Annotated in this window: 24 protein-coding genes; 10 read left to right on the forward strand and 14 right to left on the reverse strand. The window is 63.7% G+C overall.

All coding sequences use genetic code 11. The annotated features are described in order from the left end of the window. Positions 1-50 precede the first annotated feature (50 nt). Genes IAE37_RS18360 through IAE37_RS18375 form a run of 4 tightly spaced genes read right to left on the reverse strand, consistent with a single transcriptional unit; the run spans position 51 to position 2659 of the window. Positions 51-1370, reverse strand: a complete 1320-nt coding sequence (locus IAE37_RS18360; RefSeq protein WP_201175801.1) for a sensor histidine kinase — start codon at positions 1368-1370, stop codon at positions 51-53. Beyond that, positions 1367-2035: a response regulator transcription factor gene (locus IAE37_RS18365; protein ID WP_201175802.1), complete on the reverse strand. Its 669-nt coding sequence runs from the start codon at positions 2033-2035 to the stop codon at positions 1367-1369. The genes IAE37_RS18360 and IAE37_RS18365 overlap by 4 nt, the downstream gene beginning before the upstream one ends. A gap of 1 nt (position 2036) precedes the next feature. Beyond that, entirely contained in the window at positions 2037-2351 is a 315-nt protein-coding gene (locus IAE37_RS18370; RefSeq protein WP_201175803.1) for a PepSY domain-containing protein, read from the reverse strand. Next, a complete protein-coding gene (locus tag IAE37_RS18375; RefSeq protein WP_201175804.1) occupies positions 2351-2659 on the reverse strand; it encodes a PepSY domain-containing protein in 309 nt (102 codons plus the stop codon). The genes IAE37_RS18370 and IAE37_RS18375 overlap by 1 nt, the downstream gene beginning before the upstream one ends. 153 nt (positions 2660-2812) lie before the next feature. On the opposite strand from IAE37_RS18375, the gene IAE37_RS18380 reads away from it, so the two are divergent. Further along, complete coding sequence (locus tag IAE37_RS18380) at positions 2813-3892, forward strand: patatin-like phospholipase family protein (protein ID WP_201175805.1); 1080 nt, start codon at positions 2813-2815, stop codon at positions 3890-3892. A gap of 54 nt (positions 3893-3946) precedes the next feature. Beyond that, the gene (gene queD / locus IAE37_RS18385; RefSeq protein ID WP_201175806.1) at positions 3947-4303 is read left to right on the forward strand and encodes a 6-carboxytetrahydropterin synthase QueD; all 357 of its coding nucleotides are present in this window, start codon (positions 3947-3949) and stop codon (positions 4301-4303) included. Between the two features lie 62 nt (positions 4304-4365). On the opposite strand, the gene IAE37_RS18390 is transcribed toward queD, so the two are convergent. Continuing rightward, positions 4366-4833, reverse strand: coding sequence for a DUF1289 domain-containing protein (locus tag IAE37_RS18390; protein ID WP_201175807.1), 468 nt, complete (start codon positions 4831-4833; stop codon positions 4366-4368). A gap of 409 nt (positions 4834-5242) precedes the next feature. On the opposite strand from IAE37_RS18390, the gene acnB reads away from it, so the two are divergent. Further along, entirely contained in the window at positions 5243-7852 is a 2610-nt protein-coding gene (acnB, locus tag IAE37_RS18395) for a bifunctional aconitate hydratase 2/2-methylisocitrate dehydratase (protein ID WP_201175870.1), read from the forward strand. Positions 7853-8008: 156 nt separating this feature from the next. Here acnB and prpD read toward each other — a convergent pair whose 3' ends face one another. The 6 genes from prpD to IAE37_RS18425 form a co-directional block, all read right to left on the reverse strand. After that, the gene (prpD, locus tag IAE37_RS18400; RefSeq protein ID WP_201175808.1) at positions 8009-9493 is read right to left on the reverse strand and encodes a 2-methylcitrate dehydratase; all 1485 of its coding nucleotides are present in this window, start codon (positions 9491-9493) and stop codon (positions 8009-8011) included. 150 nt (positions 9494-9643) lie between these two features. Continuing rightward, positions 9644-10834, reverse strand: a complete 1191-nt coding sequence (gene prpF / locus IAE37_RS18405) for a 2-methylaconitate cis-trans isomerase PrpF (protein ID WP_201175810.1) — start codon at positions 10832-10834, stop codon at positions 9644-9646. Positions 10835-10893: 59 nt separating this feature from the next. Next, positions 10894-13482 (reverse strand): Fe/S-dependent 2-methylisocitrate dehydratase AcnD, encoded by a 2589-nt coding sequence (gene acnD, locus IAE37_RS18410; protein WP_201175811.1) that lies wholly within the window; start codon positions 13480-13482, stop codon positions 10894-10896. A 138-nt stretch (positions 13483-13620) separates the two neighbouring features. Beyond that, a complete protein-coding gene (gene prpC / locus IAE37_RS18415) occupies positions 13621-14748 on the reverse strand; it encodes a bifunctional 2-methylcitrate synthase/citrate synthase (protein ID WP_201175812.1) in 1128 nt (375 codons plus the stop codon). A gap of 86 nt (positions 14749-14834) precedes the next feature. Continuing rightward, complete coding sequence (gene prpB / locus IAE37_RS18420; protein ID WP_201175813.1) at positions 14835-15725, reverse strand: methylisocitrate lyase; 891 nt, start codon at positions 15723-15725, stop codon at positions 14835-14837. Beyond that, positions 15722-16438, reverse strand: a complete 717-nt coding sequence (locus IAE37_RS18425) for a GntR family transcriptional regulator (protein ID WP_201175814.1) — start codon at positions 16436-16438, stop codon at positions 15722-15724. Before IAE37_RS18425 ends, prpB begins: the two co-directional genes overlap by 4 nt. Before the next feature lie 294 nt (positions 16439-16732). On the opposite strand from IAE37_RS18425, the gene rloA reads away from it, so the two are divergent. The 5 genes from rloA (at position 16733) to IAE37_RS18450 (ending at position 22191) form a co-directional block, all read left to right on the forward strand. Beyond that, positions 16733-17269: a retropepsin-like aspartic peptidase RloA gene (gene rloA / locus IAE37_RS18430; RefSeq protein ID WP_201175815.1), complete on the forward strand. Its 537-nt coding sequence runs from the start codon at positions 16733-16735 to the stop codon at positions 17267-17269. Positions 17270-17274: 5 nt separating this feature from the next. Continuing rightward, positions 17275-18810 (forward strand): osmotic stress tolerance membrane protein RloB, encoded by a 1536-nt coding sequence (gene rloB, locus IAE37_RS18435; protein WP_201175816.1) that lies wholly within the window; start codon positions 17275-17277, stop codon positions 18808-18810. Beyond that, the gene (locus IAE37_RS18440; protein ID WP_201175818.1) at positions 18810-19787 is read left to right on the forward strand and encodes an alpha-L-glutamate ligase-like protein; all 978 of its coding nucleotides are present in this window, start codon (positions 18810-18812) and stop codon (positions 19785-19787) included. Before rloB ends, IAE37_RS18440 begins: the two co-directional genes overlap by 1 nt. Positions 19788-19921: 134 nt before the next feature. Then, positions 19922-21265 (forward strand): aminodeoxychorismate synthase component I, encoded by a 1344-nt coding sequence (pabB, locus tag IAE37_RS18445; protein WP_201175820.1) that lies wholly within the window; start codon positions 19922-19924, stop codon positions 21263-21265. Between the two features lie 191 nt (positions 21266-21456). Next, on the forward strand, positions 21457-22191 hold the full coding sequence (locus IAE37_RS18450) for a phosphoadenylyl-sulfate reductase (protein WP_201175822.1): 735 nt from the start codon (positions 21457-21459) through the stop codon (positions 22189-22191). A 128-nt stretch (positions 22192-22319) separates the two neighbouring features. Here IAE37_RS18450 and cysB read toward each other — a convergent pair whose 3' ends face one another. Further along, positions 22320-23294 carry an HTH-type transcriptional regulator CysB gene (gene cysB, locus IAE37_RS18455; protein ID WP_201175824.1) on the reverse strand — a complete coding sequence of 325 codons (975 nt, stop codon included), beginning with the start codon at positions 23292-23294 and terminating at the stop codon, positions 22320-22322. A 134-nt stretch (positions 23295-23428) separates the two neighbouring features. Next, positions 23429-23926: a universal stress protein gene (locus IAE37_RS18460; protein ID WP_201175826.1), complete on the reverse strand. Its 498-nt coding sequence runs from the start codon at positions 23924-23926 to the stop codon at positions 23429-23431. 389 nt (positions 23927-24315) lie between these two features. On the opposite strand from IAE37_RS18460, the gene IAE37_RS18465 reads away from it, so the two are divergent. Continuing rightward, on the forward strand, positions 24316-25392 hold the full coding sequence (locus IAE37_RS18465) for a 3-deoxy-7-phosphoheptulonate synthase (RefSeq protein ID WP_201175828.1): 1077 nt from the start codon (positions 24316-24318) through the stop codon (positions 25390-25392). Between the two features lie 96 nt (positions 25393-25488). Here IAE37_RS18465 and IAE37_RS18470 read toward each other — a convergent pair whose 3' ends face one another. Further along, positions 25489-25770 carry a GNAT family N-acetyltransferase gene (locus IAE37_RS18470; protein WP_201175829.1) on the reverse strand — a complete coding sequence of 94 codons (282 nt, stop codon included), beginning with the start codon at positions 25768-25770 and terminating at the stop codon, positions 25489-25491. 508 nt (positions 25771-26278) lie between these two features. Between IAE37_RS18470 and oprI the strand changes: the two genes are divergently transcribed. Beyond that, positions 26279-26530 carry an outer membrane lipoprotei OprI gene (gene oprI / locus IAE37_RS18475; RefSeq protein ID WP_003259780.1) on the forward strand — a complete coding sequence of 84 codons (252 nt, stop codon included), beginning with the start codon at positions 26279-26281 and terminating at the stop codon, positions 26528-26530. The last annotated feature ends 36 nt before the right edge of the window (positions 26531-26566 follow it).

Consider the following 26566-nt stretch of genomic DNA (forward strand, 5'->3'; position numbering starts at 1 on the left):
CTAATTCAAAAAAATGCGGTTGGGCTGCAATTTTTTTGCAGTACGCCCGCTCAGCGCACCTTGCGCGGCAGGTCGATGCTCACCCGCAACCCGCCCAGCGGGCTTTCGAGCAATGCCAGGCGCCCGCCCCAGGCCTCGACGATATCACGCACGATGCCCAGGCCCAGGCCATGGCCATCGACCAGTTCATCCAGCCGCGAGCCACGCTCCAGCACCTGCTGGCGCTGCCCCGCCGGGATACCCGGGCCATCGTCGTCGACCCATACCTGATAGCCGTCGGCACTTGGCGCGATGCCCAGGCGTACCTCGCTGTCGGCCCATTTGCAGGCGTTGTCCAGCAGGTTGCCGAGCAGCTCCAGCAGGTCTTCGCGGTCCCAGGGCAACAGCAACCCTGGCGGCACGTCGCGCTCGAGCAGCAGACCTTCGCCATGGATCATCCCCAGCGTGCCGAGCAGCCCAGGCAGCTCGGCGTCGCAATCGAACTGCGCACCCGGCAAGGCATCGCCGGCCAGCCGTGCGCGGTTCAATTCGCGGGCCAGACGCTGCTGGATCTGCTCCAGCTGCTCGCGCATCTGCCCGCTGACTTCGGGCAGGCCTTTCAAACGCTCGCTCGAAGCCAGGCTGAGCAACACCGCCAGCGGCGTCTTCAGCGCATGCCCTAGATTGCCCAGCGCATTGCGCGAGCGGCGCAGGGTGTCTTCGGTGTGGCTGAGCAGGTGGTTGACCTGATCCACCAGCGGCGCCAGTTCGCTGGGCACCTGGGCGTCGAGTTGCGAACGCTGGCCCTGCTGCAACTGGGCGATCTGCTGACGCGCACGCTCCAACGGGCGCAACGAACGGGTGACGGTAATGCGCTGCAGCACCAGGATCACCAGCAGCGCCACCAGGCCCATGCCCAGCCCAATCTGCTGCAGGCGGCGGAAACCGTCGCGCACCGGTGAATAATCCTGGGCCACGCTGATCGAGATGTCCTGCCCCAGCCGCCGGTAATCAGCGCGCAGGGCCAGCAATTGCTGCCCTTCCGGGCCCAGTTCATGGCTGTCGGACAGGCCCGGCGCGGCTGGCTTGGGCATGTCCAGGTCCCACAGCGAACGCGAACGCCAGGTGCCCTGGTCGAAGTCGATGCGGAAGTAATAGCCGGAAAACGGCCGCTGGTAAGCCGCGGAAATCCGCTGCTCATCCAGTTGCAGGCCGTTGGGGCCGCGGACCAGGGCCACCAGCAGGTTCTCGCTTTCATTGCGCAGGCCGTTTTCCAGGTAGCGCTGCAGCCCCGCTTCGAACAGCCACAGGGTGAGCTGCGCGAGCACCACACCGACCACTACCAACACGGCGACCAGGCCCAGGCTCAGGCGCGCCTGGATCGATTTCACCCGGTGCTCCCGGCATAGAGGTAGCCTTGCCCGCGGCGGGTCTCGATCACGCTGCGACCCAGCTTGCGGCGCAGGTGATTGACGTGTACCTCCAGTACGTTGGAGTCACGCTCGGTCTCGCCGTCGTACAAGTGCTCGGCCAGGTGGCTCTTGGAGAGAATCTGCTGCGGGTGCAGCATGAAATAGCGCAGCAGGCGGAATTCGGCGGCAGTCAGTTGGATATCGACGCCGTCGCGGTGCACGCACTGACGCCCCTCGTCCAACTGCAGGCCGGCGGCGTCCAGGATCGGCTGGTTGGCCAGGCCGCGGGCACGGCGCAACAGGGCCTGGATGCGCAATTGCAGTTCTTCGGGGTGGAACGGCTTGCTCAGGTAATCGTCGGCACCGGCCTTGAGCCCCTCGATCCGTTCGGCCCACGAGCCCCGCGCGGTCAGGATCAGCACCGGCGTGACCAGGCCGGCGGCGCGCCACTGGGCAAGCACGTCCAAACCTGGCAACCCCGGCAAGCCGAGGTCGAGGATGATCAGGTCGTAGGGCTCGCTCTGGCCCTGGTACACCGCGTCGCGGCCATCGGCCAGCCAGTCCACGGCGTAGCCCTGGCGTTGCAGGCTGGCGGTCAGTTCGTCGGCCAGGGGCACGTTGTCCTCGACAAGCAACAGGCGCATGTCAGTCGTCTTCCTCGTCTTTGAGCAGGGCGCCGGTACTGGCGTCGAGCTTGATTTCACGCACCACCCCCTGCGGGGTCAGCAGCTCGACCTCGTATTCGTAGCGGTCGTCGTCCTCTTCCAGCTCGGCTTCCAGCAGACGCGCCCCGGGGTAACGCCCCAGGGCGGTCTCTAGCAACTGCTCGAGCGGCAGGATGACGCCTTGCTGGCGCAACTTCAGTGCTTCGTCCTGGTCCAGGTCACGGGCCATCGCCAGGGAGCAGACGGCCAGCAACGAGAGCGCCAGGTAACGCGCCGGTCGAGCGAGCGGGATCATCAGTTGTCCCGTTCGTCCTTCAGGACTTCACCGGTCTTGGCGTCCAGATCGACGTCCCATTCGACGTTCTGCGCATCACGCAGCTCGACCTTGTAGATATAGCGCCCGTACTCGTTCTCCAGCTCCGAGTCGGTGACGGTCGAGCCTGGGTGCTTGGCCACGGCTGCGGCCTTGAGCTCGTCCAGGGACTTGATGGTCTTGGCATTGACCAGCTTCACCACTTCATCGGGCTGGACGTCCTTGGCGAAGGCGGCGTTGGCACCGAAAGCGAGGGCAGCGGCGGCGAACAGGGCAGTCAAGGTTTTCATCGGGTGGTTCTCCTTGGGAGTGTTCAAGTTGTCTACGGGGTTAAGATTACCCAGAGGTCCTTAATTCAACCTGAAAAGCGCAAGCGGCATCATAACGCAGCTCAATGCCACGCTATCGGTATAATGACCCGCTTGTTCGCTGCGAGATCCGTAATGAGTGCCATCCATGTCAAATACCCGGCCCTGACTTTCAAGGCAGGCCAGCGCGCGCTGCGCCAGATTCGCGAACGCGGCCTGCTGGCTGCGGACGTCGGTGTGCTCCCCGGCGCTGCGGGCGGGCCCAAGCCGCTGGGTATCCAGGGCCTGGACCTGGCGCTGTTCGGCCAATGGCTACCTTCGGCGCCACGCCCGCGCGCACTGATCGGCGCATCGATCGGCGCCTGGCGCTTCGCCAGCGCATGCCTCGACGACCCGGTGGCCGGGCTTCGCCGCTTGGGTGAACTGTACACCGAACAGGATTTCGCCAAGGGCATGCCCCCGACGCAAGTCAGCAGCAGTTGCCAGCAAATGCTCGACGACCTGCTGCAAGGCCGCGATCAGCAGATCCTCGATAACGCCCACTATCGCCTGAACGTGCTGGTGGTGAAGAGCCATGGCCAGCTCGCCCACGATCATCGTGGCCGCCTGGCGGCTGGCCTGTCCTCGGTGATCGCCAGCAATCTGCTCGGCCGCGCCCGCCTGGGTCGGCACTTCGAACGGGTGGTCCTGCATGACCGACGCAGCGCGCCACCACTGGCAGCCCTCAGCGACTTCCCCTCGCGCTGCCTGCCGCTGGACCTGGCCAACCTGCGCCATGCGCTACTCGCCTCTGGATCGATCCCGATGATCATGGAGGGCGTACGCGACATCCCCGGCGTGGGCAGCGGCACCTACCGCGACGGCGGCCTGCTCGACTACCATCTGGACCTGCCCTATCAGGGCGACGACCTGGTGCTATACCCGCACTTCACCGACAAGGTAGTGCCTGGCTGGTTCGACAAACCCCTGCCGTGGCGCAAGGGCTGCCCTCAACGCCTGCACAATGTGCTGCTGATGACGCCCTCGCCGCAGTACCTGGCCGCCTTGCCCTACGGCAAACTGCCCGACCGCAACGACTTCAAGCGCTTCATGGGCGACGCGCCCGGCCGCAAACGCTACTGGTACAAAGCCATCGCCGAAAGCCAGCGGCTTGGCGACGAGTTGCTCGAACTCATCACCACCGGGCGGCTGCATGAACGGCTGCAAGCCTTGTAGCGGCCATGCTGGTAGACTGCGCGCATTCATCGTTTCGTACAGAGTTATCACAGCGTGGAAATCTTCAAGGAATTCACTTTCGAATCGGCGCACCGCCTGCCCAACGTCCCGGCCGGCCACAAGTGCGGCCGCCTGCATGGCCACTCGTTCAAGGTCGGCCTGCACCTGACCGGCCCCCTCGACCCGCACACCGGCTGGATCCGCGACTTCGCCGAGGTCAAGGCGATCTTCAAGCCGATCTACGAGCAACTGGATCACAACTACCTGAACGACATCCCTGGCCTGGAAAACCCCACCAGCGAGGTCATCGCCAAGTGGATCTGGGAGCAGGTCAAGCCGCTGTTGCCGGAGCTGTCCAAGGTACGCATCCACGAGACCTGCACCAGCGGCTGCGAGTACATCGGCGACTGAGCCTGCGCGCTCACGGCGAATGGGGCGCCTTCAGCACTTCCACAGTGATGCGCCCCAGCGCACTACCCCAGGGCGCTACGCAGGAAGGATGGCGCGATGTAGCGCTGGTAATGCGCCTCGGACAACAGAAAGAACTCACGATCGATGGCATCGCGCAATTGCGGCAGCTCCCAGTCGCGAAACTCTGGCAGCAGGGCCATGCCATAGGCCTCCAGCTCGCGGATCATGCGTGCGCCACGGGCGATCAACTGGTACGCCCAGCAGTACTCCGACTGCTGCTCGACGAAACGGATGGAACGCTGCTGCAACTGCTGGCGTAGCAGGTCTTTGTCGAACACTTCGAGCTTGGCCATCATCACCTGGGCCAGCAATTGCTCCAGGCGCAACCAGACGGCACGCTTCTGCTCCTCGTCGTAGCCATTCCAGTGGATCACTTCGTGATGAAAGCGTTTGCAGCCACGGCACACCGTGTCTCCGTACACCGTGGAACAGAGGCCGACGCAAGGGGTCTTGATGGACTGGTTGGACATGGCAAAACAACGGCTTGGCGGCGGAACACAGGCCCATGTTAGCCCTTTGTCTAACCAGGGTCACTCGTTAAAGTCACAATCGCCGCCTTACCTTCGGGCGTTTTTTGCCGTAGAATCATCCCGCCTTTTCAAGGCAACAATGTCCGTTGGAAGCTGTTTTCAAAGCGTCACGAGCACAGTTCATCCGGTAGAACGGCGTTGGCCCGGGCCCTGCAATCCCCTCGCATGCCCGTGCCAGCCCTCATCAGCTCCCGTTCTGCTGGCGTAAAACTTTGAAAGCAGCTTCTGTAAGGATTCTCTGCGACCCTGGCTGGGCGGCCCAAGAAGCCGTGACCCGCGCATGGGTGCATTGAATGCTGGATGAGCGTCCCGGACACCCTATTTGGGACCACTGATGAGGGTAATAACTGTGCTTGAAGCCTACCGCAAACACATCGAAGAGCGTGCCGCCCTGGGTATCGTGCCCCAGCCGCTGAACGCCGAACAAACTGCAGGCCTGGTCGAGCTGCTGAAAAACCCGCCAGCCGGCGAAGAAGCCTTCCTCGTAGATCTGATCACCAACCGCGTTCCGCCAGGAGTCGACGAAGCTGCCTACGTCAAGGCTGCCTTCCTGTCCGCCGTGGCCAAGGGCGAAGCCACCTCGCCACTGATCGATCGCAAGCACGCCACCGAACTGCTGGGCACCATGCAGGGCGGCTACAACATCGAGACCCTGGTCCAGCTGCTGGACGACGCCGAACTGGGCGCCGTCGCGGCCGATCAGCTCAAGCACACCCTGCTGATGTTCGATGCCTTCCACGACGTGGCCGAAAAAGCCAAGGCTGGCAACGCCCACGCCAAGGCCGTGCTCGAATCCTGGGCTGCCGGCGAGTGGTTCACCTCGCGTCCGGCCATCGCCGAGAAGTACACCCTGACCGTGTTCAAGGTGCCTGGCGAAACCAACACCGACGACCTGTCGCCTGCTCCGGACGCCTGGTCGCGTCCTGATATCCCGCTGCACGCCCTGGCCATGCTGAAAATGGCCCGTGACGGCATCGAACCACAGCAGCCAGGTTCGGTCGGCCCGCTGGCCCAGATCGAAGCGGTCAAGGCCAAGGGCTTCCCGGTTGCCTACGTCGGTGATGTGGTCGGTACCGGTTCCTCGCGTAAATCCGCCACCAACTCGGTGCTGTGGTTCTTCGGCGACGACATCCCGTACGTGCCGAACAAGCGCGCCGGTGGTTTCTGCTTTGGCACCAAGATCGCTCCGATCTTCTACAACACCATGGAAGACGCCGGCGCCCTGCCGATCGAATTCGACTGCACCAACCTGGCCATGGGCGACGTCATCGACGTCTACCCGTTCAAGGGTGAAGTGCGCCGTCACGACAGCGACGAGCTGGTCACCGAGTTCGCACTGAAAACCGAAGTGCTGCTCGACGAAGTCCGCGCTGGCGGCCGTATCCCGTTGATCGTTGGCCGTGGCCTGACCGAAAAAGCCCGCGCCGAGCTGGGCCTGGGTGCTTCCGACCTGTTCAAGAAGCCAGAGCAGCCTGCCGATTCCGGCAAGGGCTTCACCCTGGCGCAGAAGATGGTCGGCCGCGCCTGCGGTCTGCCGGAAGGCCAGGGCGTGCGCCCAGGTGCCTACTGCGAGCCGAAGATGACCACCGTCGGCTCCCAGGACACCACTGGCCCGATGACCCGCGACGAGCTGAAGGACCTGGCGTGCCTGGGCTTCTCGGCCGACCTGGTGATGCAGTCGTTCTGCCACACCGCGGCGTATCCGAAGCCGATCGACGTCACCACCCACCACACCCTGCCAGACTTCATCCGCACCCGTGGCGGCGTGTCGCTGCGCCCAGGCGACGGCATCATCCACAGCTGGCTGAACCGCATGCTGATGCCTGACACCGTCGGTACCGGTGGTGACTCGCACACCCGCTTCCCGATCGGCATCTCGTTCCCGGCCGGTTCCGGCCTGGTCGCCTTCGCCGCCGCCACCGGCGTCATGCCGCTGGACATGCCGGAGTCGATCCTGGTTCGCTTCAAGGGCAAGCTGCAACCTGGCATCACCCTGCGTGACCTGGTGCATGCCATCCCTTACTACGCCATCCAGAAGGGCCTGCTGACCGTCGAGAAGAAGGGCAAGAAGAACGCCTTCTCCGGCCGCATCCTGGAAATCGAAGGCCTCAACGACCTGACCGTCGAGCAAGCCTTCGAACTGTCCGACGCCTCGGCCGAGCGCTCCGCTGCCGGTTGCACCATCAAGCTGCCAGAGAAGGCCATCGCCGAGTACCTGCAGTCCAACATCACACTGCTGCGCTGGATGATCGGCGAAGGCTACGGCGACCCTCGCACCCTGGAGCGTCGCGCCCAGGCCATGGAAGCCTGGCTGGCCAAGCCTGAGCTGCTGTCGGCCGACGCCGATGCCGAATACGCCGAGATCATCGAAATCGACCTGGCCGACGTCAAAGAGCCTGTGCTCTGCGCGCCGAACGACCCGGACGACGCCCGCCTGCTGTCCTCGGTACAAGGCGAGAAGATCGACGAAGTGTTCATTGGCTCGTGCATGACCAACATCGGTCACTTCCGCGCTGCCGGCAAGCTGCTGGACAAGGTCAAGGGTGGTATTCCGACCCGTCTGTGGCTGGCTCCGCCAACCAAGATGGATGCCCACCAGCTGACCGAAGAAGGCTACTACGGCATCTACGGCAAGGCCGGTGCGCGCATGGAAATGCCAGGCTGCTCGCTGTGCATGGGTAACCAGGCACGTGTACAGACCGGTTCGACCGTGGTCTCTACCTCGACCCGTAACTTCCCGAACCGTCTGGGCGACGCGACCAACGTGTACCTGGCCTCGGCCGAGCTGGCCGCTGTCGCTTCGATCATCGGCAAGCTGCCGACCGTCGAAGAGTACATGCAGTACGCCAAGGACATCGACAGCATGGCTGCCGACGTCTACCGCTACCTGAGCTTCGACCAGATCGCTGAGTTCCGTGAAGCGGCGGCCAACGCCCAGATCCCAGTGGTTCAGGCGTAAGCTGAGCAGTAGGTTGTAAACCAAAGCCCCGGCAGAAATGCCGGGGCTTTTTTGTGGCTGCCTGTGCCGGCCCTTTCGCGGGTAAACCCGCTCCTACAGTACGGCGGCACGCCTGTAGGAGCGGGTTTACCCGCGAAAGGGCCGGCACAGGCAACCTCAGATCACGAACAGATCGACGAACCTGTGCACCGCCGTGCCCTCCAGCGCTTGCTGGTCCTTGCACAGCGCAAAAATCCGCTCACACCGCTGCCGGGCAAACCGTGTCGCCAGGTTGTCCCTGAACTTCGCCTCCAGCAACGGTATACCCTCCCCCCGCCGCCGCCGATGCCCGATCGGATACTCCACCAGCACCTGCTCGGTGCTGCTGCCATCCTTGAAAAATACCTGCAGCGCATTGGCAATGGAGCGTTTGCCCGGTTCCAGGTACTCACGACTGAAGCGAGGATCTTCAACCACCTCCATCTTCTCGCGCAGGCGATCGATGCTCGGGTGGGCGGCATGGAAGGCGTCCTCATAGTGCTCTGCCGTCAGGTGACCGAAGATCAGCGGCACTGCCACCATGTATTGCAAACAGTGGTCGCGGTCCGCAGCGTTGGCCAGCGGGCCGCTCTTGGAAATGATGCGGATCGCCGACTCCTGGGTGGTGATGACGATCCGGTCGATCTCGTGCAGGCGGTTACGCACCAGCGGATGCAGGGTTACCGCCGCCTCGCAGGCAGTCTGGGCATGGAATTCGGCCGGGAAGCTGATCTTGAACAGGATGTTCTCCATCACGTAGCTGCCGAGCGCCTGCGCCAGGCCCAGCTCACGCTGCCCAGCGGGCTTGAGCGTCAGGTCCTTGTTGGCGTGGCTGAACGACACGTCGTGAAAGCCCCACTGCGCAGCGGTGAGCACACCCGGCACGCCCATTTCGCCACGCAAGGCGATATCGGCCAGGCGCACGCCGCGACTGGAAGCATCGCCGGCGGCCCACGACTTGCGCGAGCCGGCATTGGGCGCATGGCGGTAGGTACGCAAAGCCTGGCCATCGACGAACGCGTGGGACAAGGCTGACAGCATCTGCTCGCGGTTGGCGCCCATCAACCGAGCACAGACCGCCGTGGATGCCACCTTGACCAGCAGTACATGGTCGAGGCCGACCCGATTGAATGAATTCTCCAGCGCCAGCACGCCCTGAATCTCATGAGCCAGGACCATGCTTTGCAGCACTTCGCGCACCAGCATCGGCGCTTCGCCGCTGGCCACGCGCCGTTGCGAGAGGTGATCGGCCACGGCCAGGATGCCGCCCAGGTTGTCCGAGGGGTGGCCCCACTCGGCAGCCAGCCAGGTGTCGTTGTAGTCCAGCCAGCGCACGCTGCAGCCAATGTCCCAGGCGGCCTTGACCGGGTCGAGGCAGTAGGAGGTGCCAGGCACCCGGGCACCGTTGGGCACGACCGTGCCTTGCACCAACGGGCCGAGCAGCTTGGTGCACTCCGGGAAGCGCAGGGCCAGCAAGGCGCAACCCAGGGAGTCCATCAGGCAGTTGCGGGCGGTATCCAGGGCCTCGGGGGATTCGACCCGGTAATCCAGGGCATAGTCGGCGAGGGTTTGCAGCAACCGGTCGTAATCCGGGCGGTCGTTCAGGTCCACATTGGCGCTCATAGCCAGCTCCTGTGCATGGGGGCTGCTTTGCAGCCCATCGCGGGGCAAGCCCGCTCCTACAGGGATCGGGTAACCCCGTGTAGGAGCGGGCTTGCCCCGCGATGGGCCGCAAAGCGGCCCCATCAACTCAAGCCGAGCGCCAAGGTTGCGTCAGAAGCTATCGCCAGGCACGCGAACCCAGCCTTCCATCAACACCCGAGCACTGCGGCTCATGATTGCCTTGGTCACCGTCCACTCGCCATCCACCTTGCGCGCCTCGGCCCCGACCCGCAAGGTGCCGGACGGATGACCGAAGCGCACCGCACTGCGCTCGCCCCCGCCAGCGGCGAGATTGACCAGGGTGCCCGGAATCGCGGCGGCGGTACCGATGGCCACCGCGGCGGTGCCCATCATCGCGTGGTGCAGCTTGCCCATGGACAACGCGCGCACCAACAGGTCGATGTCACCCGCCTCGACAGCCTTGCCACTGGAAGCAGTGTAGGTGCTCGGCGGCGCGACGAACGCCACCTTGGGCGTGTGCTGACGCCCGACCGCCTGGTCGACGTGTTCGATCAACCCCATGCGTACGGCGCCATGGGCGCGGATGATCTCGAAGCGCTGCAGGGCCTTGGCATCACCGTTGATCGCGTCCTGCAACTCGGTGCCGCTGTAGCCGATATCGGCAGCATTGACGAAGATGGTCGGGATACCGGCGTTGATCAACGTCGCCTTGAAAGTACCGATGCCCGGCACCTCGAGGTCGTCGATCAGGTTGCCGGTAGGGAACATCGCCCCGCCGCCGCCATCCTCATCGGCCGCTGGATCGAGGAACTCGAGCTGCACCTCGGCCGCCGGGAAGGTCACGCCGTCGAGTTCGAAGTCACCGGTTTCCTGCACTTCGCCGTCGGTGATCGGTACATGAGCGACGATGGTCTTGCCGATGTTGGCCTGCCAGATACGCACGGTGGCCATGCCATTGCGCGGCACACGCGCCGGGTCGACCAGGCCGCCGCTGATGGCGAACGAGCCGACCGCGGCGGACAGGTTGCCGCAGTTGCCGCTCCAGTCGACGAAGGCCTTGTCGATCGCGACCTGGCCGAACAGGTAGTCGACATCGTGGTCGGGCCGGCTGCTCTTGGCCAGGATCACCGTCTTGCTGGTGCTGGAGGTGGCACCGCCCATGCCGTCGATCTGCTTGGCATAGGGGTCGGGGCTTCCGATCACCCGCAGCAGCAGTGCATCACGGGCGGGGCCTGGAACCTGGGCGCGCTCCGGGAGGTCCTGCAGGCGGAAGAACACGCCCTTGCTGGTGCCGCCGCGGATGTAGGTGGCGGGGATTTTTATCTGAGGTGCATGTGCCATTGCTGTGCTGTCCTGTCTGAAATGCCTATGACCCTGGGGCCGCTGTGCGGCCTCTTCAACTACACGGTCGCTTCGAGGAAATCCTGGGCAAAGCGCTGCAGCACCCCACCCGCCTCGTAGATCGACACCTCTTCGGCCGTATCCAGGCGGCACGTCACCGGCACCTCGAGGCGCTCGCCATTCTTGCGCGTCACCACCAGCGCCAGAGTCGCGCGCGGCGTGCGCTCGCCCAGCACGTCATAGGTCTCGCTGCCATCCAGGCCCAGGGTGTTGCGGTCGATGCCCGGCTTGAACTCCAGCGGCAGCACGCCCATCCCTACCAGGTTGGTGCGGTGGATACGCTCGAAGCCTTCGGCGACGATGGCCTCGACCCCCGCCAGGCGTACGCCCTTGGCCGCCCAGTCACGCGACGAGCCCTGGCCGTAGTCGGCCCCGGCGACGATGATCAGCGGCTGCTTGCGCTCCATGTAGGTCTCGATGGCCTCCCACATACGGGTCACCTTGCCTTCCGGCTCGATGCGCGCCAGCGATCCCTGCTTCACGCTGCCGTCGTCCTTGCGCACCATTTCGTTGAACAGCTTGGGGTTGGCGAAGGTAGCGCGCTGCGCGGTCAGGTGATCGCCCCGGTGGGTAGCATAGGAGTTGAAGTCCTCTTCCGGCAGGCCCATCTTGGCCAGGTACTCGCCTGCGGCGCTGTCGAGCATGATGGCGTTGGACGGCGACAGGTGGTCGGTGGTGATGTTGTCCGGCAGCACCGCCAGCGGGCGCATGCCGCGCAAGGTGCGCTCACCAGCCAAGGCGCCCTCCCAGTACGGCGGACGACGGATGTAGGTGCTCATCGGGCGCCATTCGTACAGCGGCGCCACCTTCGGCCCACGGTCTTCTTCGATGGCGAACATCGGGATGTAGACCTTGCGGAACTGTTCGGGCTTGACCGCCGCGCGCACCACTTCGTCGATTTCGGCATCGCTCGGCCAGATATCCTTGAGGCGGATTTCCTTGCCGTCGACCACACCCAGCACGTCCTTCTCGATGTCGAAGCGGATGGTGCCGGCGATGGCGTAGGCCACCACCAGTGGCGGTGAAGCCAGGAACGCCTGCTTGGCGTACGGGTGGATGCGCCCGTCGAAGTTGCGGTTGCCCGACAGCACGGCGGTGGCGTAGAGGTCGCGGTCGATGATTTCCTGTTGGATCACCGGGTCCAGCGCGCCGGACATGCCGTTGCAGGTGGTGCAGGCGAAGGCGACGATGCCAAAGCCCAGTTGCTCCAGTTCCTTTTCCAGCCCCGCCTCTTCCAGGTACAACTGCACGGCCTTGGAGCCGGGGGCCAGCGACGACTTGACCCACGGCTTGCGATTGAGCCCGAGCTTGTTGGCATTGCGCGCCAAGAGGCCGGCGGCGATCACGTTGCGCGGGTTGCTGGTGTTGGTGCAGCTGGTGATGGCGGCGATGATCACGGCGCCGTCCGGCATCTGCCCCGGCACTTCTTCCCAGGCCCCGGCAATGCCCTTGGCCGCCAGGTCGCTGGTGGCCACACGGGCGTGCGGGTTGGACGGGCCGGCCATGTTGCGCACCACGCTCGACAGGTCGAAGCGCAGTACCCGTTCGTACTCGGCATTGGCCAGGCTGTCGGCCCAGAGGCCGGTGGCCTTGGCGTAGGTTTCTACCAGGGCGACCTGCTGCTCTTCACGGCCGGTCAGCTTGAGGTAATCGATGGTCTGCTGGTCGATGGCGAACATCGCGGCGGTGGCGCCGTATTCCGGCGCCATGTTGGAGATGGTCGCACGATCGCCCAGGGTCAGCGCACGGGCACCTTCGCCATGGAACTCGAGGTAGGCACCCACCACTTTCTGCTTGCGCAGGAATTCGGTCAGGGCCAGCACCAGGTCGGTGGCGGTGATGTTCGGCGCCAGCTTGCCGCTCAGCTCGACGCCGACGATTTCCGGCAGGCGCATCCACGAGGCGCGGCCGAGCATGACGTTTTCGGCCTCCAGGCCACCCACGCCGATGGCGATCACGCCCAGGGCGTCGACATGCGGGGTGTGGCTGTCGGTGCCGACGCAGGTGTCTGGGTAAGCCACGCCACGGTCGTTGTGGATCACCGGCGACATCTTCTCCAGGTTGATCTGGTGCATGATGCCGTTGCCCGGCTGGATCACGTCGACGTTCTTGAACGCTTTCTTGGTCCAGTTGATGAAATGGAAGCGGTCTTCGTTGCGACGGTCCTCGATGGCGCGGTTCTTGTCGAACGCCTGCGGGTCGAAGCCACCGCACTCCACGGCCAGGGAATGGTCGACGATCAACTGCACCGGCACCACCGGGTTGACCTGGGCCGGGTCGCCGCCTTTGTCGGCGATGGCATCGCGCAGGCCGGCGAGGTCGACCAGGGCGGTCTGGCCGAGGATGTCATGGCACACCACACGGGCCGGGAACCACGGGAAATCGAGGTCACGCTTGCGCTCGATGAGCTGGCCGAGCGAGGCATCGAGTGTGGCCGGGTCGCAGCGGCGCACCAGGTTCTCGGCGAGCACGCGGGAGGTGTATGGCAGGCCATCGTAGGCGCCGGGCTTGATCGCCTCGACCGCCGCACGGGCGTCGAAGAAGTCCAGGTCGGTGCCTGGCAGGTGTTTGCGGTAGGCAGTGTTCATCATTCAGGCTCGGTCACAGGTTTTCGGAAGATTCCCCCGTCCCTGTGGGAGCGGGCTTGTCCCGCGAATGGCAGCTCAGACGCATTCGCGGGGCAAGCCCGCTCCCACAGGGGATACGGGTTGCCTCTCTTTATCTAATCAGCGCTGTTCGATCGGCACGAACTTGCGCTGCTCGACGCCGGTGTACTCGGCGCTCGGGCGGATGATGCGGTTGTTTGCACGCTGCTCGTAGACATGCGCCGCCCAGCCGGTCAGGCGCGAGCAGACGAAGATCGGGGTGAACAGCTTGGTCGGAATGCCCATGAAGTGGTACGCCGAGGCATGGTAGAAGTCGGCGTTGGGGAACAGGCGCTTCTGCTCCCACATGGTCTTGTCGATGGCTTCGGAAACCGGGTACAGCACGGTGTCACCTACCTCTTCGGCGAGCTGCTTCGACCAACCCTTGATCACCTCGTTGCGCGGGTCGGACTCTTTGTAGATGGCATGGCCGAAGCCCATGATCTTGTCCTTGCGCTCGAGCATGCGCAGCAACTCGGCAGTGGCTTCCTGCGGGCTCTGGAAACGCTCGATCAGCTCCATCGCCGCCTCGTTGGCGCCGCCGTGCAGCGGGCCGCGCAGCGAGCCGATGGCCGCGGTGATGCAGGAATACAGATCGGACAGGGTCGAAGCGCAGACCCGGGCAGTGAAGGTCGAGGCGTTGAATTCGTGCTCGGCGTAGAGGATCAGCGACACGTTCATGACCTTGACGTGCAGCTCGCTGGGCTTCTTGCCGTGCAGCAGGTGCAGGAAATGGCCGCCCAGGGTGTCTTCGTCGCTGGTGCAATCGATGCGCACGCCATGGTGGGTGAAGCGATACCAGTAGCACATGACTGCCGGGAACAGCGCCAACAGGCGATCGGTCTTGTCGCGTTGCTGCTCGAAGGTCAGCTCGGGCTCCAGGGTGCCCAGCACCGAGCAACCGGTGCGCATCACGTCCATCGGATGGGCATCGCGCGGAATGCGTTCAAGCACTTCCTTCAAGGCTTGCGGCAGGTCGCGCAGGCCCTTGAGCTTGTGCTTGTAGTCGGCCAGTTCCGCCTTGCTCGGAAGCTCGCCGTACAGCAGCAGATAAGCCACTTCCTCGAACTCGGCGCCGGCCGCCAGGTCGCGGACGTCGTAGCCACGGTAGGTCAGGCCTGCGCCGGCCTGGCCAACGGTGGACAAGGCCGTCTGCCCGGCCACCTGGCCACGCAGGCCTGCGCCACTGAGTACTTTTGCTTCGGCCATGGTGCTTCTCCTTTCTTGAACTTGTTATGGAAATCTTTCTGGCTAATCGGGTTTGCTTCTACCGCCGCGAGAAGGCCAGCTCAGGCTCAGCCTTTCTTCTGGGCGAACAACGCATCCAGGCTCTGCTCGAACGCGTGGTAACCAATGGCATCGTAGAGCTCCATGCGGGTCTGCATGGTGTCGACCACATTCTTCTGCGTGCCGTCACGGCGCAGCGCGGTGTAGACGTTCTCGGCCGCCTTGTTCATGGCGCGGAACGCCGACAGCGGGTACAGCGCCAGCGACACGTCGGCCGAGGCCAGCTCTTCGGTGGTATACAGCGGCGTGGCGCCGAACTCGGTGATGTTGGCCAGGATCGGCGCACGCACGCGCTCGGCGAAGGTCTTGTACATCGCCAGCTCGGTGATGGCCTCGGGGAAGATCATGTCGGCGCCAGCCTCGATGCACGCCTCGGCACGGTCCAGGGCGGCATTCAGGCCCTCGACGGCCAGCGCGTCGGTACGCGCCATGATCACGAAGCTGTCATCGGTCCGGGCGTCCACCGCCGCCTTGATGCGGTCGACCATCTCCTGTTGGGTGACGATTTCCTTGTTCGGTCGATGGCCACAACGCTTGGCACCGACCTGGTCCTCGATATGCAGGGCGGCGGCACCGAACTTGATCATCGACTTGACGGTACGGGCAACGTTGAACGCCGAGGCGCCGAAGCCGGTGTCGACATCCACCAGCAGCGGCAGGTCGCACACGTCGGTGATGCGCCGCACGTCGGTGAGCACGTCGTCCAGGCCGGTGATACCCAGGTCCGGCAGGCCCAGGGAGCCGGCGGCAACGCCCCCACCGGACAGGTAGATGGCCTTGAACCCGGCACGTTTGGCCAGCAGGGCGTGGTTGGCATTGATGGTACCGACCACTTGCAGTGGATGTTCGGCGGCTACGGCATCGCGGAAACGCTGGCCGGGCGTGCTCTTCACAGTCATGAATCACCTCGGGGGCTGTTGTTGTTGGCGTCCAGGTAATGACGCTGGATGTTGCGTTTGGACGCGCCGATGTGGCGGCGCATCAGGAGTTCGGCCAGTTCGCCGTCACGCTCGGCGATGGCATCGAGAATGCGGTGATGCTCGGAAAAGGCCTGGCGCGGCCGGTTGGGCGTGGCGGAGAACTGGATGCGGTACATGCGCACCAACTGGTACAGCTCGCCGCAGAGCATCTTGACCAGCGTCTGGTTGCCGCTGCCCTGGATGATCCGGTAATGGAAGTCGTAGTCGCCTTCCTGCTGGTAATAGCCCACCCCGGCCTGGAACGCCGCGTCGCGCTCGTGGGTATCGAGCACCCGGCGCAACTCGTCGATCTCGGCCTGGCTCATGCGCTCGGCGGCCAGACGGCAGGCCATGCCCTCGAGCGACTCGCGGATTTCGTAAAGCTCGATCAATTCGGCGTGGTTCAGCGACACCACCCGCGCCCCGACATGCGGCACTCGCACCAGCAGGCGCTGGCCCTCCAGGCGGTGGATGGCCTCGCGCAGCGGGCCACGGCTGATGCCATAGGTGCGCGCCAGCTCTGGCTCGGAGATCTTGCTACCGGGGGCGATCTCACCTTTGACGATGGCGGCCTGGATGCAGCGAAAGACATGCTCGGACAGGGTTTCCGTTTCGTCTGATTGCACCAGGCCAGGAGTGGAAAGGTCGAGCATATTGTCAACACCTTGGTAATCTATAAGGCGAAAACTAGCGAATCAGCAGCCCATAGTCAAAGACAAAATCAATATTGTCGACAATCGTCTAAGAGCGAACTTAAACCGCCTGGCTGCTGTCAGATCGCGACGCGCTGGCGCCAAGGCGTCGGCGTGATAGAATGCCGCGCCTCACACGGAGTATGGACAGTGTGTCCGTCTGCAACCGCAGGTTGTCGACAGATGAACGAGGAAGCTTGCGCAGTACTTGCCAGTCGCCTTGCCCCGAACTTTGCACAGCACCGCGCCAGGACTATGAGACTTACACCCGTTTTATCGCTGTTATGCCTTTCCCTGCTACCGGCCCTTGGCCAGGCCGCAGGCAAGACCGTATACGGTCTGAACGAATACGCCCGCCTCGGCGACCTCGACCTCGAAGTGGCCGCCAAGCTCGACACCGGCGCCAAGACCGCCTCGCTCAGCGCCCGCGACATCAAGCGTTTCAAGCGCAACGGGGAAAGCTGGGTGCGCTTCTACCTGGCCATCGATGCCGCCCACTCGCACCCGATCGAACGCCCCCTGGCCCGCGTCAGCAAGATCAAGCGCCGCGCTGGCGACTATGATGCAGAGTCGGGCAAGGCGTACACCGCCCGCCCGGTCATCGAACTCGAAATCTGCATGGGCCAGGCCCTGCGCACCATCGAAGTCAACCTCACCGACCGCAGCGCGTTCCAGTTCCCGCTGCTGATCGGCTCCGAGGCGCTCAAGCACTTCGACGCGCTGGTCGACCCAAGCCTTAAATACGCGGCCGGCAAACCTGCCTGTGCCACCGACGCTCCCAAAGCAGAGTAACCCCGATGCGTTCTCTTACCCTCCATCTGAAAGTCCTCATCACCGTGCTGGTGCTGCTGGGCGTGGCGGTCACGGCTTACCAGATCTTCGTCCTCGGCATCCCGGTGACCGAAGACGAAACCGACGACCTGTGGAACATCGACGCCAAGGTCGAATTCGTCGCCAGCTCCAAGGACCCGGTCAAGGTGCAGATGTTCGTGCCACCGCTGAACCGCGACTACGTGAGCCTCAACGAGAGCTTCATCTCCAATAACTATGGAGTGAGCGTCAACCGTGCCGACGGCAACCGCAAGGTGACCTGGTCGGCGCGCCGCGCCAGCGGCAACCAGACCCTCTACTACCGCCTGGTGCTGACCAAGCGCTACAGCAGCGAGAAGACCACGGTCAAAGGCCCGACCTTCCGTGACAGCCTGGCCGTCGAAGGGCCCGAGAAGATCGCCGCCGAGGCCCTGATGGCGCCGATCCGCCAGCACTCGGCCGACGTCGAGACCTTCGTCAGCGAGACCATCAAGCGGGTCAACAACCTCAACGACGACAACGTCAAGCTGCTGCTGGCCGGCGACACCTCGTCGATGAAGAAGGCCCAGGTCATCGACCTGCTGCTGTCGATCGCCCACGTACCGATGGAAAAGGTGCACACCATTCGCCTGGTGGCCGACACCCCGCAAACCCCGGAGCTGTGGCTGCGCAGCTTCAATGGCAACGACTGGCTGTACTTCAACCCGGACACCGGCGAACAGGGCCTGCCGAGCGACCGCCTGCTGTGGTGGACCGGTGACGACAACCTGATCACCGTCGATGGCGGCAAGAAGACCAACGTCACCTTCAGCATGAACAACAGCGAGATGAACGCCATCCGCCTGGCCAAGCTGACCGACGAGAACACCGACGCCGACTTCCTCGAGTACTCGCTGTACGGCCTGCCGCTACAGACCCAGCAAACCTTCATGATCATGGTGATGATCCCGATCGGCGTGCTGGTCATCCTGATCCTGCGCAACCTGATCGGCATCCAGACCCTGGGGACCTTCACCCCGGTGCTGATCGCCCTGGCCTTCCGCGAAACCCAGTTGGGCTTCGGCATCGTGCTGTTCACGGTGATCACCGCCCTGGGCCTGTCGCTGCGCTCGTACCTCGAGCACCTCAAGCTGCAGATGCTGCCACGCCTGTCGGTGGTGCTGACGTTCGTGGTGGTGCTGATCGCCGCCATCAGCCTGTTCAGCCACAAGCTGGGCCTGGAGCGCGGCCTGTCGGTGGCGCTGTTCCCGATGGTGATCCTGACAATGACCATCGAGCGCCTGTCGATCACCTGGGAAGAGCGTGGCGGCGGCCATGCCATGAAGGTGGCCATCGGCACCCTGTTCGCCGCCTCCCTGGCGCACCTGCTGATGATGGTGCCGGAGCTGGTCTACTTCGTCTTCACCTTCCCGGCGGTATTGCTGGTCCTGGTGGGCTTCATGCTGGCGATGGGTCGCTACCGCGGCTACCGCCTGACCGAGCTCGTGCGCTTCAAGGCATTCGTGAATAAGGCTGACGCGTGATGTTTGGCCTGATCAAGACATGGAAAGCCCTGGAGGCCCGGGGCATCATGGGTATCAACCGGCGCAACGCGGACTATGTCCTGAAGTACAACAAGCGCAACCTGTACCCGATCGTCGACGACAAGATCATCACCAAGGAGCGCGCACTCGCGGCCGGCATCCATGTGCCGGAGATGTACGGCATCATCGAGACCGAGAAGCAGATCGAGAAGCTCGACGAGATCATCGGCGGGCGCAACGATTTCGTCATCAAGCCGGCGCAGGGCGCGGGTGGCGACGGCATCATGGTGATCGCCGACCGCTTCGAGGACAACTACCGCACGGTTTCCGGCAAGATCATCAGCCACGAGGAAATCGAGCACCAGATTTCCAGCATCCTCACCGGCCTGTACTCGCTGGGTGGCCACCGCGACCGGGCGCTGATCGAGTACCGGGTGACCCCGGACCAGATCTTCAAGAGCATCAGCTACGAAGGCGTACCGGACATCCGCATCATCGTGCTGATGGGTTATCCGGTCATGGCCATGCTGCGCTTGCCGACCCGCCAGTCGGGCGGCAAGGCCAACCTGCACCAGGGCGCCATCGGCGTGGGTGTGGACCTGGCGACCGGCGTGACCCTGCGCGGCACCTGGCTCAACCGCATCATCAGCAAGCACCCCGACACCACCAACGCGGTGGACGGCGTGCAACTGCCGAACTGGGACGGTTTCATGAAGCTCGCTGCCAGTTGCTACGAGCTGTGCGGGCTGGGTTACATCGGCGTGGACATGGTGCTGGACCAGGAAAAAGGCCCGTTGATCCTCGAGCTCAACGCCCGCCCCGGCCTGAACATCCAGATCGCCAACGACTGCGGCCTGACCCAGCGCACCCACGCCATCGAGGCACACCTGGAGGCACTGGCCAAGGAAGGCATGACCGAGGATGCCGACCAGCGCGTGCGGGTCACCCAGGGGCTGTTCGGGCACGTGCACCCGTGATGACACGAGGCCGCCCCCACCCTGGGAGCGGCCATGTGTCGCGATTGGGCCGCAAAGCGGCCCCATTACGCTAGGCGCCTGCCCTGCACGGGTCTACAATCGCCCTCCTCGCTTTTACATCGCCGTCCACACTGATGCCGACCTGTACGCTCCACTCCCTGCCCTACCAACCCGATCCCGCCGCCTTCTTCGCCCGCCTGCGCCAGGCTCCCGGCGCGATCCTGCTCGACAGCGCCCGCCCCGGCGCCGAACGCGGGCGCTTCGACCTGCTCAGCGCCTGGCCACTGCAGCACCTGCAGGCCCAACCCGACGAACACGGCCGTGCGTTCCTGCAGCGCCTGCGCACAGCCCTGGCGCAACTGGGCGAAGCGCAACTGCCCGAAGGCTGCGAGCTACCCTTCGCCGGCGGCCTGATCGGCTACCTCAGCTACGATTTCGGTAGGCGCCTGGAGCATCTGCCCAGCCTGGCCAGCGACGACCTCGGCCTGCCTGACGCACAGCTTGGCCTGTATGCCTGGGCATTGATTTCCGACCACCAGCATGGCACCAGCCAACTGGTGTTCCACCCCAGCCTGAACAGCCACGAACGTCAGCGCCTGATCACCCTGTTCGAGGCCCCCGAGGCGACGACGACCGGCGAGTTCCGCCTGCTCGCCGCCATGCGCGGCGACCTGCAGCCGGCGCAATACCGCACTGCCTTCGACCAGGTGCAGCGCTACATCCAGGCGGGCGACTGCTACCAGATCAACCTCACCCAGCGCTTCCGAGCGCCGTGCCAGGGCGACCCATGGCTGGCCTACCAAGCCTTGCGCAAGGCCTGCCCGACCCCATTCTCCGGCTATCAGCAACTGGCCGATGGCAGCGCGTTGCTGAGCTTCTCGCCGGAACGCTTCATCCGTGTCAGCCGGCGCCAGGTCGAAACCCGCCCGATCAAGGGCACCCGCCCGCGCGCCAGCGACCCGCTCGAAGACGCACGCAACGCCGACGAACTGCGCCACAGCGCCAAGGACCGCTCGGAAAACCTGATGATCGTCGACCTGCTACGCAACGACCTGGGGCGAACCTGCGAGATCGGCTCGGTGAAAGTGCCGGAGCTGTTCAGCCTGGAAAGCTACCCCAATGTCCACCACCTGGTCAGCAGCGTCACCGGGCACCTGGCCGCAGGCCGTGACGCTCTGGACCTGATCGGCGACAGCTTTCCCGGCGGCTCGATCACCGGCGCCCCGAAGATCCGCGCGATGCAGATCATCGACGAGCTCGAACCCAGCCGCCGGGCACTGTACTGCGGCTCGCTACTGTACGTGGACGTGCGCGGCGAGATGGACAGCTCGATCGCCATCCGCAGCTTGCTGGTCAAGGACGGCCAAGTCAGTTGCTGGGGGGGCGGCGCAGTGGTGGCCGACTCCGACTGGGAAGACGAGTACGAGGAATCGATTGCCAAGGTACGGGTGCTGATGGAGACGTTGCAAGGCTTATGAACGGCGTCGCCTGCTTCGCGGGTGAACCCGCTCCTACAGACCAGTTCATGCCCCTGTAGGAGCGGGTTCACCCGCGAAGAGGCCGGCATTGGCAGCACACCGCCTCCAAGGCAAACGTCTACCCCGCCATTTTTTGTTACCATCACCCCATTACGAGCGCACAGCGCCACAGCCAAGATGGAAACCGCCTGATGAGCCAACCCTTCGACGTCGCCGCCCTGGCCGCGACCTATGCCAACAAGTCCCCGCAGGACATCCTCAAGCTCGCCTTCGAACACTTCGGTGACGACCTGTGGATCTCCTTCAGCGGCGCCGAGGACGTGGTGCTGGTCGACATGGCCTGGAGGCTGAACAAGCAGGTCAAGGTATTCAGCCTCGACACCGGCCGGCTGCACCCCGAGACCTATCGTTTCATCGACCAGGTCCGCGAGCAGTACAACCTGCCGATCGAGATTCTCAGCCCTGATCGCGACAAGCTCGACCCGTTCGTCAAGGACAAGGGCCTGTTCAGCTTCTACAAGGACGGCCACGGCGAGTGCTGCGGTATACGCAAGATCGAACCACTGCGACGCAAGCTCGCCACCGTCAGCGCCTGGGCCACCGGCCAGCGTCGCGACCAGAGCCCAGGCACCCGCAGCCAGGTGGCGGCACTGGAGATCGACGGCGCCTTCTCCACGCCCGAACGCACCCTGTACAAGTTCAACCCCCTGGCGCAGATGAGCAGTGAAGAAGTCTGGGGCTATATCCGCATGCTCGAGTTGCCCTACAACAGCCTGCACGAGCGCGGCTTCATCAGCATCGGCTGCGAGCCGTGCACCCGTCCGGTGCTGCCGAACCAGCACGAGCGCGAAGGCCGTTGGTGGTGGGAAGAGTCGACGCAGAAGGAATGCGGGCTGCATGCCGGCAATCTGATCAGCAAGTCGTAAACTCCGACAAATGGGGCCGCTTAGCGCCCCTTCGCGGCACGAGGCCGCTCCTACAGAGGTTTGCGATCCCCCTGTAGGAGCGGCCTCGTGCCGCGAAGGGGCGCAAAGCGGCCCCAATCAATTACCGATCAGTGCACCGGCAGTTCGACGCCGTCGAACAGCTCCTCGAGCTCCTGCTTGTTGTGGCACTGGATGGCCTTGGCCATCACTTCACGGGTCAGGTGCGGGGCGAACTTCTCGATGAAATCGCACATGAAACCGCGCAGGAACGTGCCGCGACGGAAGCCGATCTTGGTGATGCTGGCTTCGAACAACTCGCTGGCATCCAGGCACACCAGGTCGGGATCGAGCTTCGCATCCACTGCCATCTTGGCCACGATGCCCACGCCCAGGCCCAGGCGCACATAGGTCTTGATCACGTCAGCATCCGCCGCGGTGAACACCACCTTCGGCGTCAGGCCACGATGATTGAATGCCTCGTCCAGCTTGGACCGGCCAGTGAAGCCGAACACGTAGGTGACGATCGGGTATTCGGCAACCGCTTCCAGGGTCAGCTTCGGCAGCTTGGCCAGCGGATGGCCCTGCGGTACCACCACGCAACGATTCCACTTGTAGCACGGCATCATGATCAAGTCGCCGAACAGCTCCAGCGCCTCGGTAGCGATGGCGAAATCGACCGTGCCATCGGCCGCCATTTCGGCAATCTGCATGGGCGAGCCCTGATGCATGTGCAACGACACTTCCGGATACTGCTTGATGAAGTTGCTGATCACCGGCGGCAGCGCGTAGCGCGCCTGGGTGTGGGTGGTGGCGATGGACAGGGTACCCTTCTTCTCGTTGGAGAATTCCTGGGCGATCTGCTTGATGCTCTCGACCTTGCGCAGGATTTCGCCTGCGGTATTGATGATCCGTTCACCGGCAGGAGTGACCCGCGTCAGGTGCTTGCCGCTTCGGGCAAAGACTTCAACACCCAGTTCATCCTCCAGCAGGCGGATCTGCTTGCTGATCCCTGGCTGGGAGGTATACAGACTCTGCGCCGTCGCGGAGACGTTGAGGTCGTGGTGCGCCACTTCCCAGATGTAGCGCAGTTGTTGAAGCTTCATAGGTTTCCCTCGGATCAGCAGTAAGTCACCGGCGGCACGCTGCAGGCTGCGATGAGATATAACTATATTAGTGGTTATCGCAATAAATCTAGAACTATTTTGTTACGTGCGCCGGACATTTCCCACGTCTAGCTTTACGCCTTCCTACGGCCGAGATGCTGAGCCAACGGCACCATGTAGACCGGTACGGGTGACAACTGCAGCAGGCGCACCGCCGTGCGCCCGAGCGGCACGTCGACCCCAGCCCCTGCGCTGTGGCTGCCGAAGATCATCAGGTCGACTGCCAGGCGCTGCGCCTGGTCGAGGATGACCTGCGCAGGATCCCCCTGCCGCACGCGCACCGCCTTGATCAAGGCCAGATCGGCCTCCTCACCCAGTTCTTCGCGAAAATTCTCGAGCACGCGCTGCTCGATGTTGGCCATCACCGTGTTGACCCCTTCGCTGTGCAATTCGTCCAGCGTCTGCTCGTCGAGGTAGCTCTGCAGGAGCGATTCGGCGAACTGCCCCATCGGCTCCACGGCATGAATCACGTAGAGCTCCGCGCTGAAGGTGCGAGCCAGGGCCAGGGCATGCTGCATGACGAAGGGCGCGTACACCCCGAGGTCGGTGGCGTACAACATGGAACGAATCATTCGACCTCCTCGGCTGTCGCTTTGACAGAGCAAGCTTGAGCTTAGCAGCGCGCCACGCCCCCGCCTCACCGTCCGGCCGCTGGCGCCGCGGGCTGGCGAAGGTCAGGCGACCCGCAGCGTGGTGGTGGTAAATGCTGGGCCAGTCGGTTGCAGGGGGTACTCTAGTTCAAGGTTGAGCCCGCTGTTCTACACCCGTTTCTGCCACGCAGGCCCCCAATACATGCCAGGGCACTGTCCAGGCCAGGGAAAATCCCTGTGCGGAGCCGGCCCAACCCATTGTCGCCACCCCTGTAACGCGCTAAGGTTCCGCTCCCCGCTGCGAATATTCTTGCTGCTGGGCCGCACGGGGATTGCTGGCGGCCGGCACCCGTGACCTGACGAGTAACACGATGGCTGATTTACCGATCGACGACCTTAACGTTGCCTCCAACGAGACCTTGATCACCCCCGATCAGCTCAAGCACGAACTTCCCCTCAGCGCCAAGGCCCTGCAGACCGTGACGGCCGGCCGCGAAGTGGTGCGCAATATCCTCGATGGCAAGGACCATCGCCTGTTCGTGGTGGTCGGCCCCTGCTCCATCCATGACATCAAGGCGGCGCACGAGTATGCCGAGCGCCTCAAGGTACTGGCCGAGGAAGTCTCCGACACCCTGTACCTGGTGATGCGCGTGTACTTCGAGAAGCCGCGCACCACGGTAGGCTGGAAAGGCCTGATCAACGACCCGTACCTGGACGACTCCTTCAAGATCCAGGATGGCCTGCACATCGGCCGCAAGTTGCTGCTGGACCTGGCCGAAATGGGTCTGCCGACCGCCACCGAGGCGCTGGACCCGATCTCACCGCAATACCTTCAAGACCTGATCAGCTGGTCGGCGATCGGCGCACGCACCACCGAATCGCAGACCCACCGCGAAATGGCCTCGGGCCTGTCTTCGGCCGTGGGCTTCAAGAACGGCACCGACGGCGGCCTGACCGTGGCCATCAACGCCCTGCAGTCGGTATCCAAACCTCACCGCTTCCTGGGTATCAACCAGGAAGGCGGCGTGTCGATCGTCACCACCAAGGGCAACCCCTACGGCCATGTGGTGCTGCGGGGCGGCAACGGCAAGCCGAACTACGATTCGGTCAGCGTCGCCCTGTGCGAGCAGGACCTGGCAAAAGCCAAGATCAAGGCCAACATCATGGTCGACTGCAGCCACGCCAACTCCAACAAGGATCCGGCGCTGCAGCCTCTGGTCATGGAGAACGTCGCCAACCAGATCCTCGAAGGCAACCAGTCGATCATCGGCCTGATGGTCGAGAGCCATCTGAACTGGGGTTGTCAGTCTATTCCGAAGAACCTCGACGAATTGCAGTATGGCGTATCGATCACCGACGCCTGCATCGACTGGTCGGCCACCGAGAAGACCCTGCGTAGCATGCGGGCGAAACTCAAGGATGTGCTGCCTCAGCGTAAACGCGGGTGATCTGATAAGGCAGCGGGGCCGCTTCGCGCCCCATCCGGCCGGTCCGGCGCCCCGGCAAGGCCGGATGGGGCGCGAAGCGGCCCCGCTGTTTGGGTGTCAGGCCTTGCTCGAATGCCGCTGCTGCCGCTCCATGTAGCGCTCCACGTACGAGCAGGAAGGGATCACCGTATAGCCCATCTCCTCAGCGTACTCCAGGGCCTTCTCGGTCAGCGCCGCGGCAATACCGCGCCCACGCAGGGCGTTGGGAACGAAGGTGCGATAGATGTCCAGCGTCTGCTTGCCCAGGTCCATGTACGTCAGGTAGGCACGATGACCGTCCACGTTGGTCTCGAACTGATGACCGGCCTGGTCATGGTGGATGGTCAGCGCTTCACTCATCACTACTCCTCGCAGGTCTTTGCGGCAGACCCTGGCCTTAACCGATGGGGGTTTGTCCGGCGGAGGAACCTCTACGCCACCTACTGCCCCTTCGACCGCGGGGCCATGCCAATCGTTCTGCGGACGGGCACCCCAAATAGTAGGCACCCTCGGCACGATTGCTCAAGGTGGCAGCGGTTAAAAAGTGACAGAAATGGGTACAGCGCAGCCCATGTCCCGCACTCGCAACAGCAGCCGGATGTTCTTGGGCTTAAGACGCTGACGGACAGTTAAAGTCACCGTTAGTTCACCAAAAAAGTTCACGTACTACAGTCGGTTGCGAAGCCTGCACTGGATTTTCACAAAGTCCTACGCAAATCTTGTCGGCGACCCTTCGTGCAACAATTTTTTTTGCAGTTCTTGCGCTTGGTCAGTTTACTTACTACAAGTAATGGGTACTATGTACGCCGGCCAGTTTCTCTTTTCCGAGAGATGGCTCTTTAATAGAAAGTCCTTGAAGGGGAACACGATGAACAACGTTCTGAAATTCTCTGCTCTGGCTCTGGCCGCAGTTCTGGCTACCGGTTGCAGCAGCGTATCCAAAGAAACCGAAGCTCGTCTGACTGCGACTGAAGACGCAGCAGCTCGCGCTCAAGCTCGTGCTGACGAAGCCTACCGTAAGGCTGACGACGCACTGGCAGCCGCTCAGAAGGCTCAGCAGACCGCTGACGAAGCCAACGAGCGCGCTCTGCGTATGCTGGACAAAGCCAGCCGCAAGTAATAATCCTCACGGATTGTTCAGAAGCCGACCCACTTG

The sequence above is a fragment of the Pseudomonas sp. S31 genome, from assembly GCF_016648105.1.
Lineage (GTDB): Bacteria > Pseudomonadota > Gammaproteobacteria > Pseudomonadales > Pseudomonadaceae > Aquipseudomonas.

What these genes read in the sequence shown, in the direction of transcription:
- IAE37_RS18365 (WP_201175802.1), bottom strand. Translation starts at nt 2,035, where the DNA reads ATGCGCCTGTTGCTTGTCGAGGACAACGTGCCCCTGGCCGACGAACTG.
- IAE37_RS18370 (WP_201175803.1), bottom strand. Translation starts at nt 2,351, where the DNA reads ATGATCCCGCTCGCTCGACCGGCGCGTTACCTGGCGCTCTCGTTGCTG.
- IAE37_RS18375 (WP_201175804.1), bottom strand. Translation starts at nt 2,659, where the DNA reads ATGAAAACCTTGACTGCCCTGTTCGCCGCCGCTGCCCTCGCTTTCGGT.
- IAE37_RS18380 (WP_201175805.1), top strand. Translation starts at nt 2,813, where the DNA reads ATGAGTGCCATCCATGTCAAATACCCGGCCCTGACTTTCAAGGCAGGC.
- IAE37_RS18390 (WP_201175807.1), bottom strand. Translation starts at nt 4,833, where the DNA reads ATGTCCAACCAGTCCATCAAGACCCCTTGCGTCGGCCTCTGTTCCACG.
- prpD (WP_201175808.1), bottom strand. Translation starts at nt 9,493, where the DNA reads ATGAGCGCCAATGTGGACCTGAACGACCGCCCGGATTACGACCGGTTG.
- prpF (WP_201175810.1), bottom strand. Translation starts at nt 10,834, where the DNA reads ATGGCACATGCACCTCAGATAAAAATCCCCGCCACCTACATCCGCGGC.
- acnD (WP_201175811.1), bottom strand. Translation starts at nt 13,482, where the DNA reads ATGAACACTGCCTACCGCAAACACCTGCCAGGCACCGACCTGGACTTC.
- prpC (WP_201175812.1), bottom strand. Translation starts at nt 14,748, where the DNA reads ATGGCCGAAGCAAAAGTACTCAGTGGCGCAGGCCTGCGTGGCCAGGTG.
- prpB (WP_201175813.1), bottom strand. Translation starts at nt 15,725, where the DNA reads ATGACTGTGAAGAGCACGCCCGGCCAGCGTTTCCGCGATGCCGTAGCC.
- IAE37_RS18425 (WP_201175814.1), bottom strand. Translation starts at nt 16,438, where the DNA reads ATGCTCGACCTTTCCACTCCTGGCCTGGTGCAATCAGACGAAACGGAA.
- rloA (WP_201175815.1), top strand. Translation starts at nt 16,733, where the DNA reads ATGAGACTTACACCCGTTTTATCGCTGTTATGCCTTTCCCTGCTACCG.
- rloB (WP_201175816.1), top strand. Translation starts at nt 17,275, where the DNA reads ATGCGTTCTCTTACCCTCCATCTGAAAGTCCTCATCACCGTGCTGGTG.
- IAE37_RS18440 (WP_201175818.1), top strand. Translation starts at nt 18,810, where the DNA reads ATGTTTGGCCTGATCAAGACATGGAAAGCCCTGGAGGCCCGGGGCATC.
- pabB (WP_201175820.1), top strand. Translation starts at nt 19,922, where the DNA reads ATGCCGACCTGTACGCTCCACTCCCTGCCCTACCAACCCGATCCCGCC.
- IAE37_RS18450 (WP_201175822.1), top strand. Translation starts at nt 21,457, where the DNA reads ATGAGCCAACCCTTCGACGTCGCCGCCCTGGCCGCGACCTATGCCAAC.
- cysB (WP_201175824.1), bottom strand. Translation starts at nt 23,294, where the DNA reads ATGAAGCTTCAACAACTGCGCTACATCTGGGAAGTGGCGCACCACGAC.
- IAE37_RS18460 (WP_201175826.1), bottom strand. Translation starts at nt 23,926, where the DNA reads ATGATTCGTTCCATGTTGTACGCCACCGACCTCGGGGTGTACGCGCCC.
- IAE37_RS18465 (WP_201175828.1), top strand. Translation starts at nt 24,316, where the DNA reads ATGGCTGATTTACCGATCGACGACCTTAACGTTGCCTCCAACGAGACC.
- IAE37_RS18470 (WP_201175829.1), bottom strand. Translation starts at nt 25,770, where the DNA reads ATGAGTGAAGCGCTGACCATCCACCATGACCAGGCCGGTCATCAGTTC.
- oprI (WP_003259780.1), top strand. Translation starts at nt 26,279, where the DNA reads ATGAACAACGTTCTGAAATTCTCTGCTCTGGCTCTGGCCGCAGTTCTG.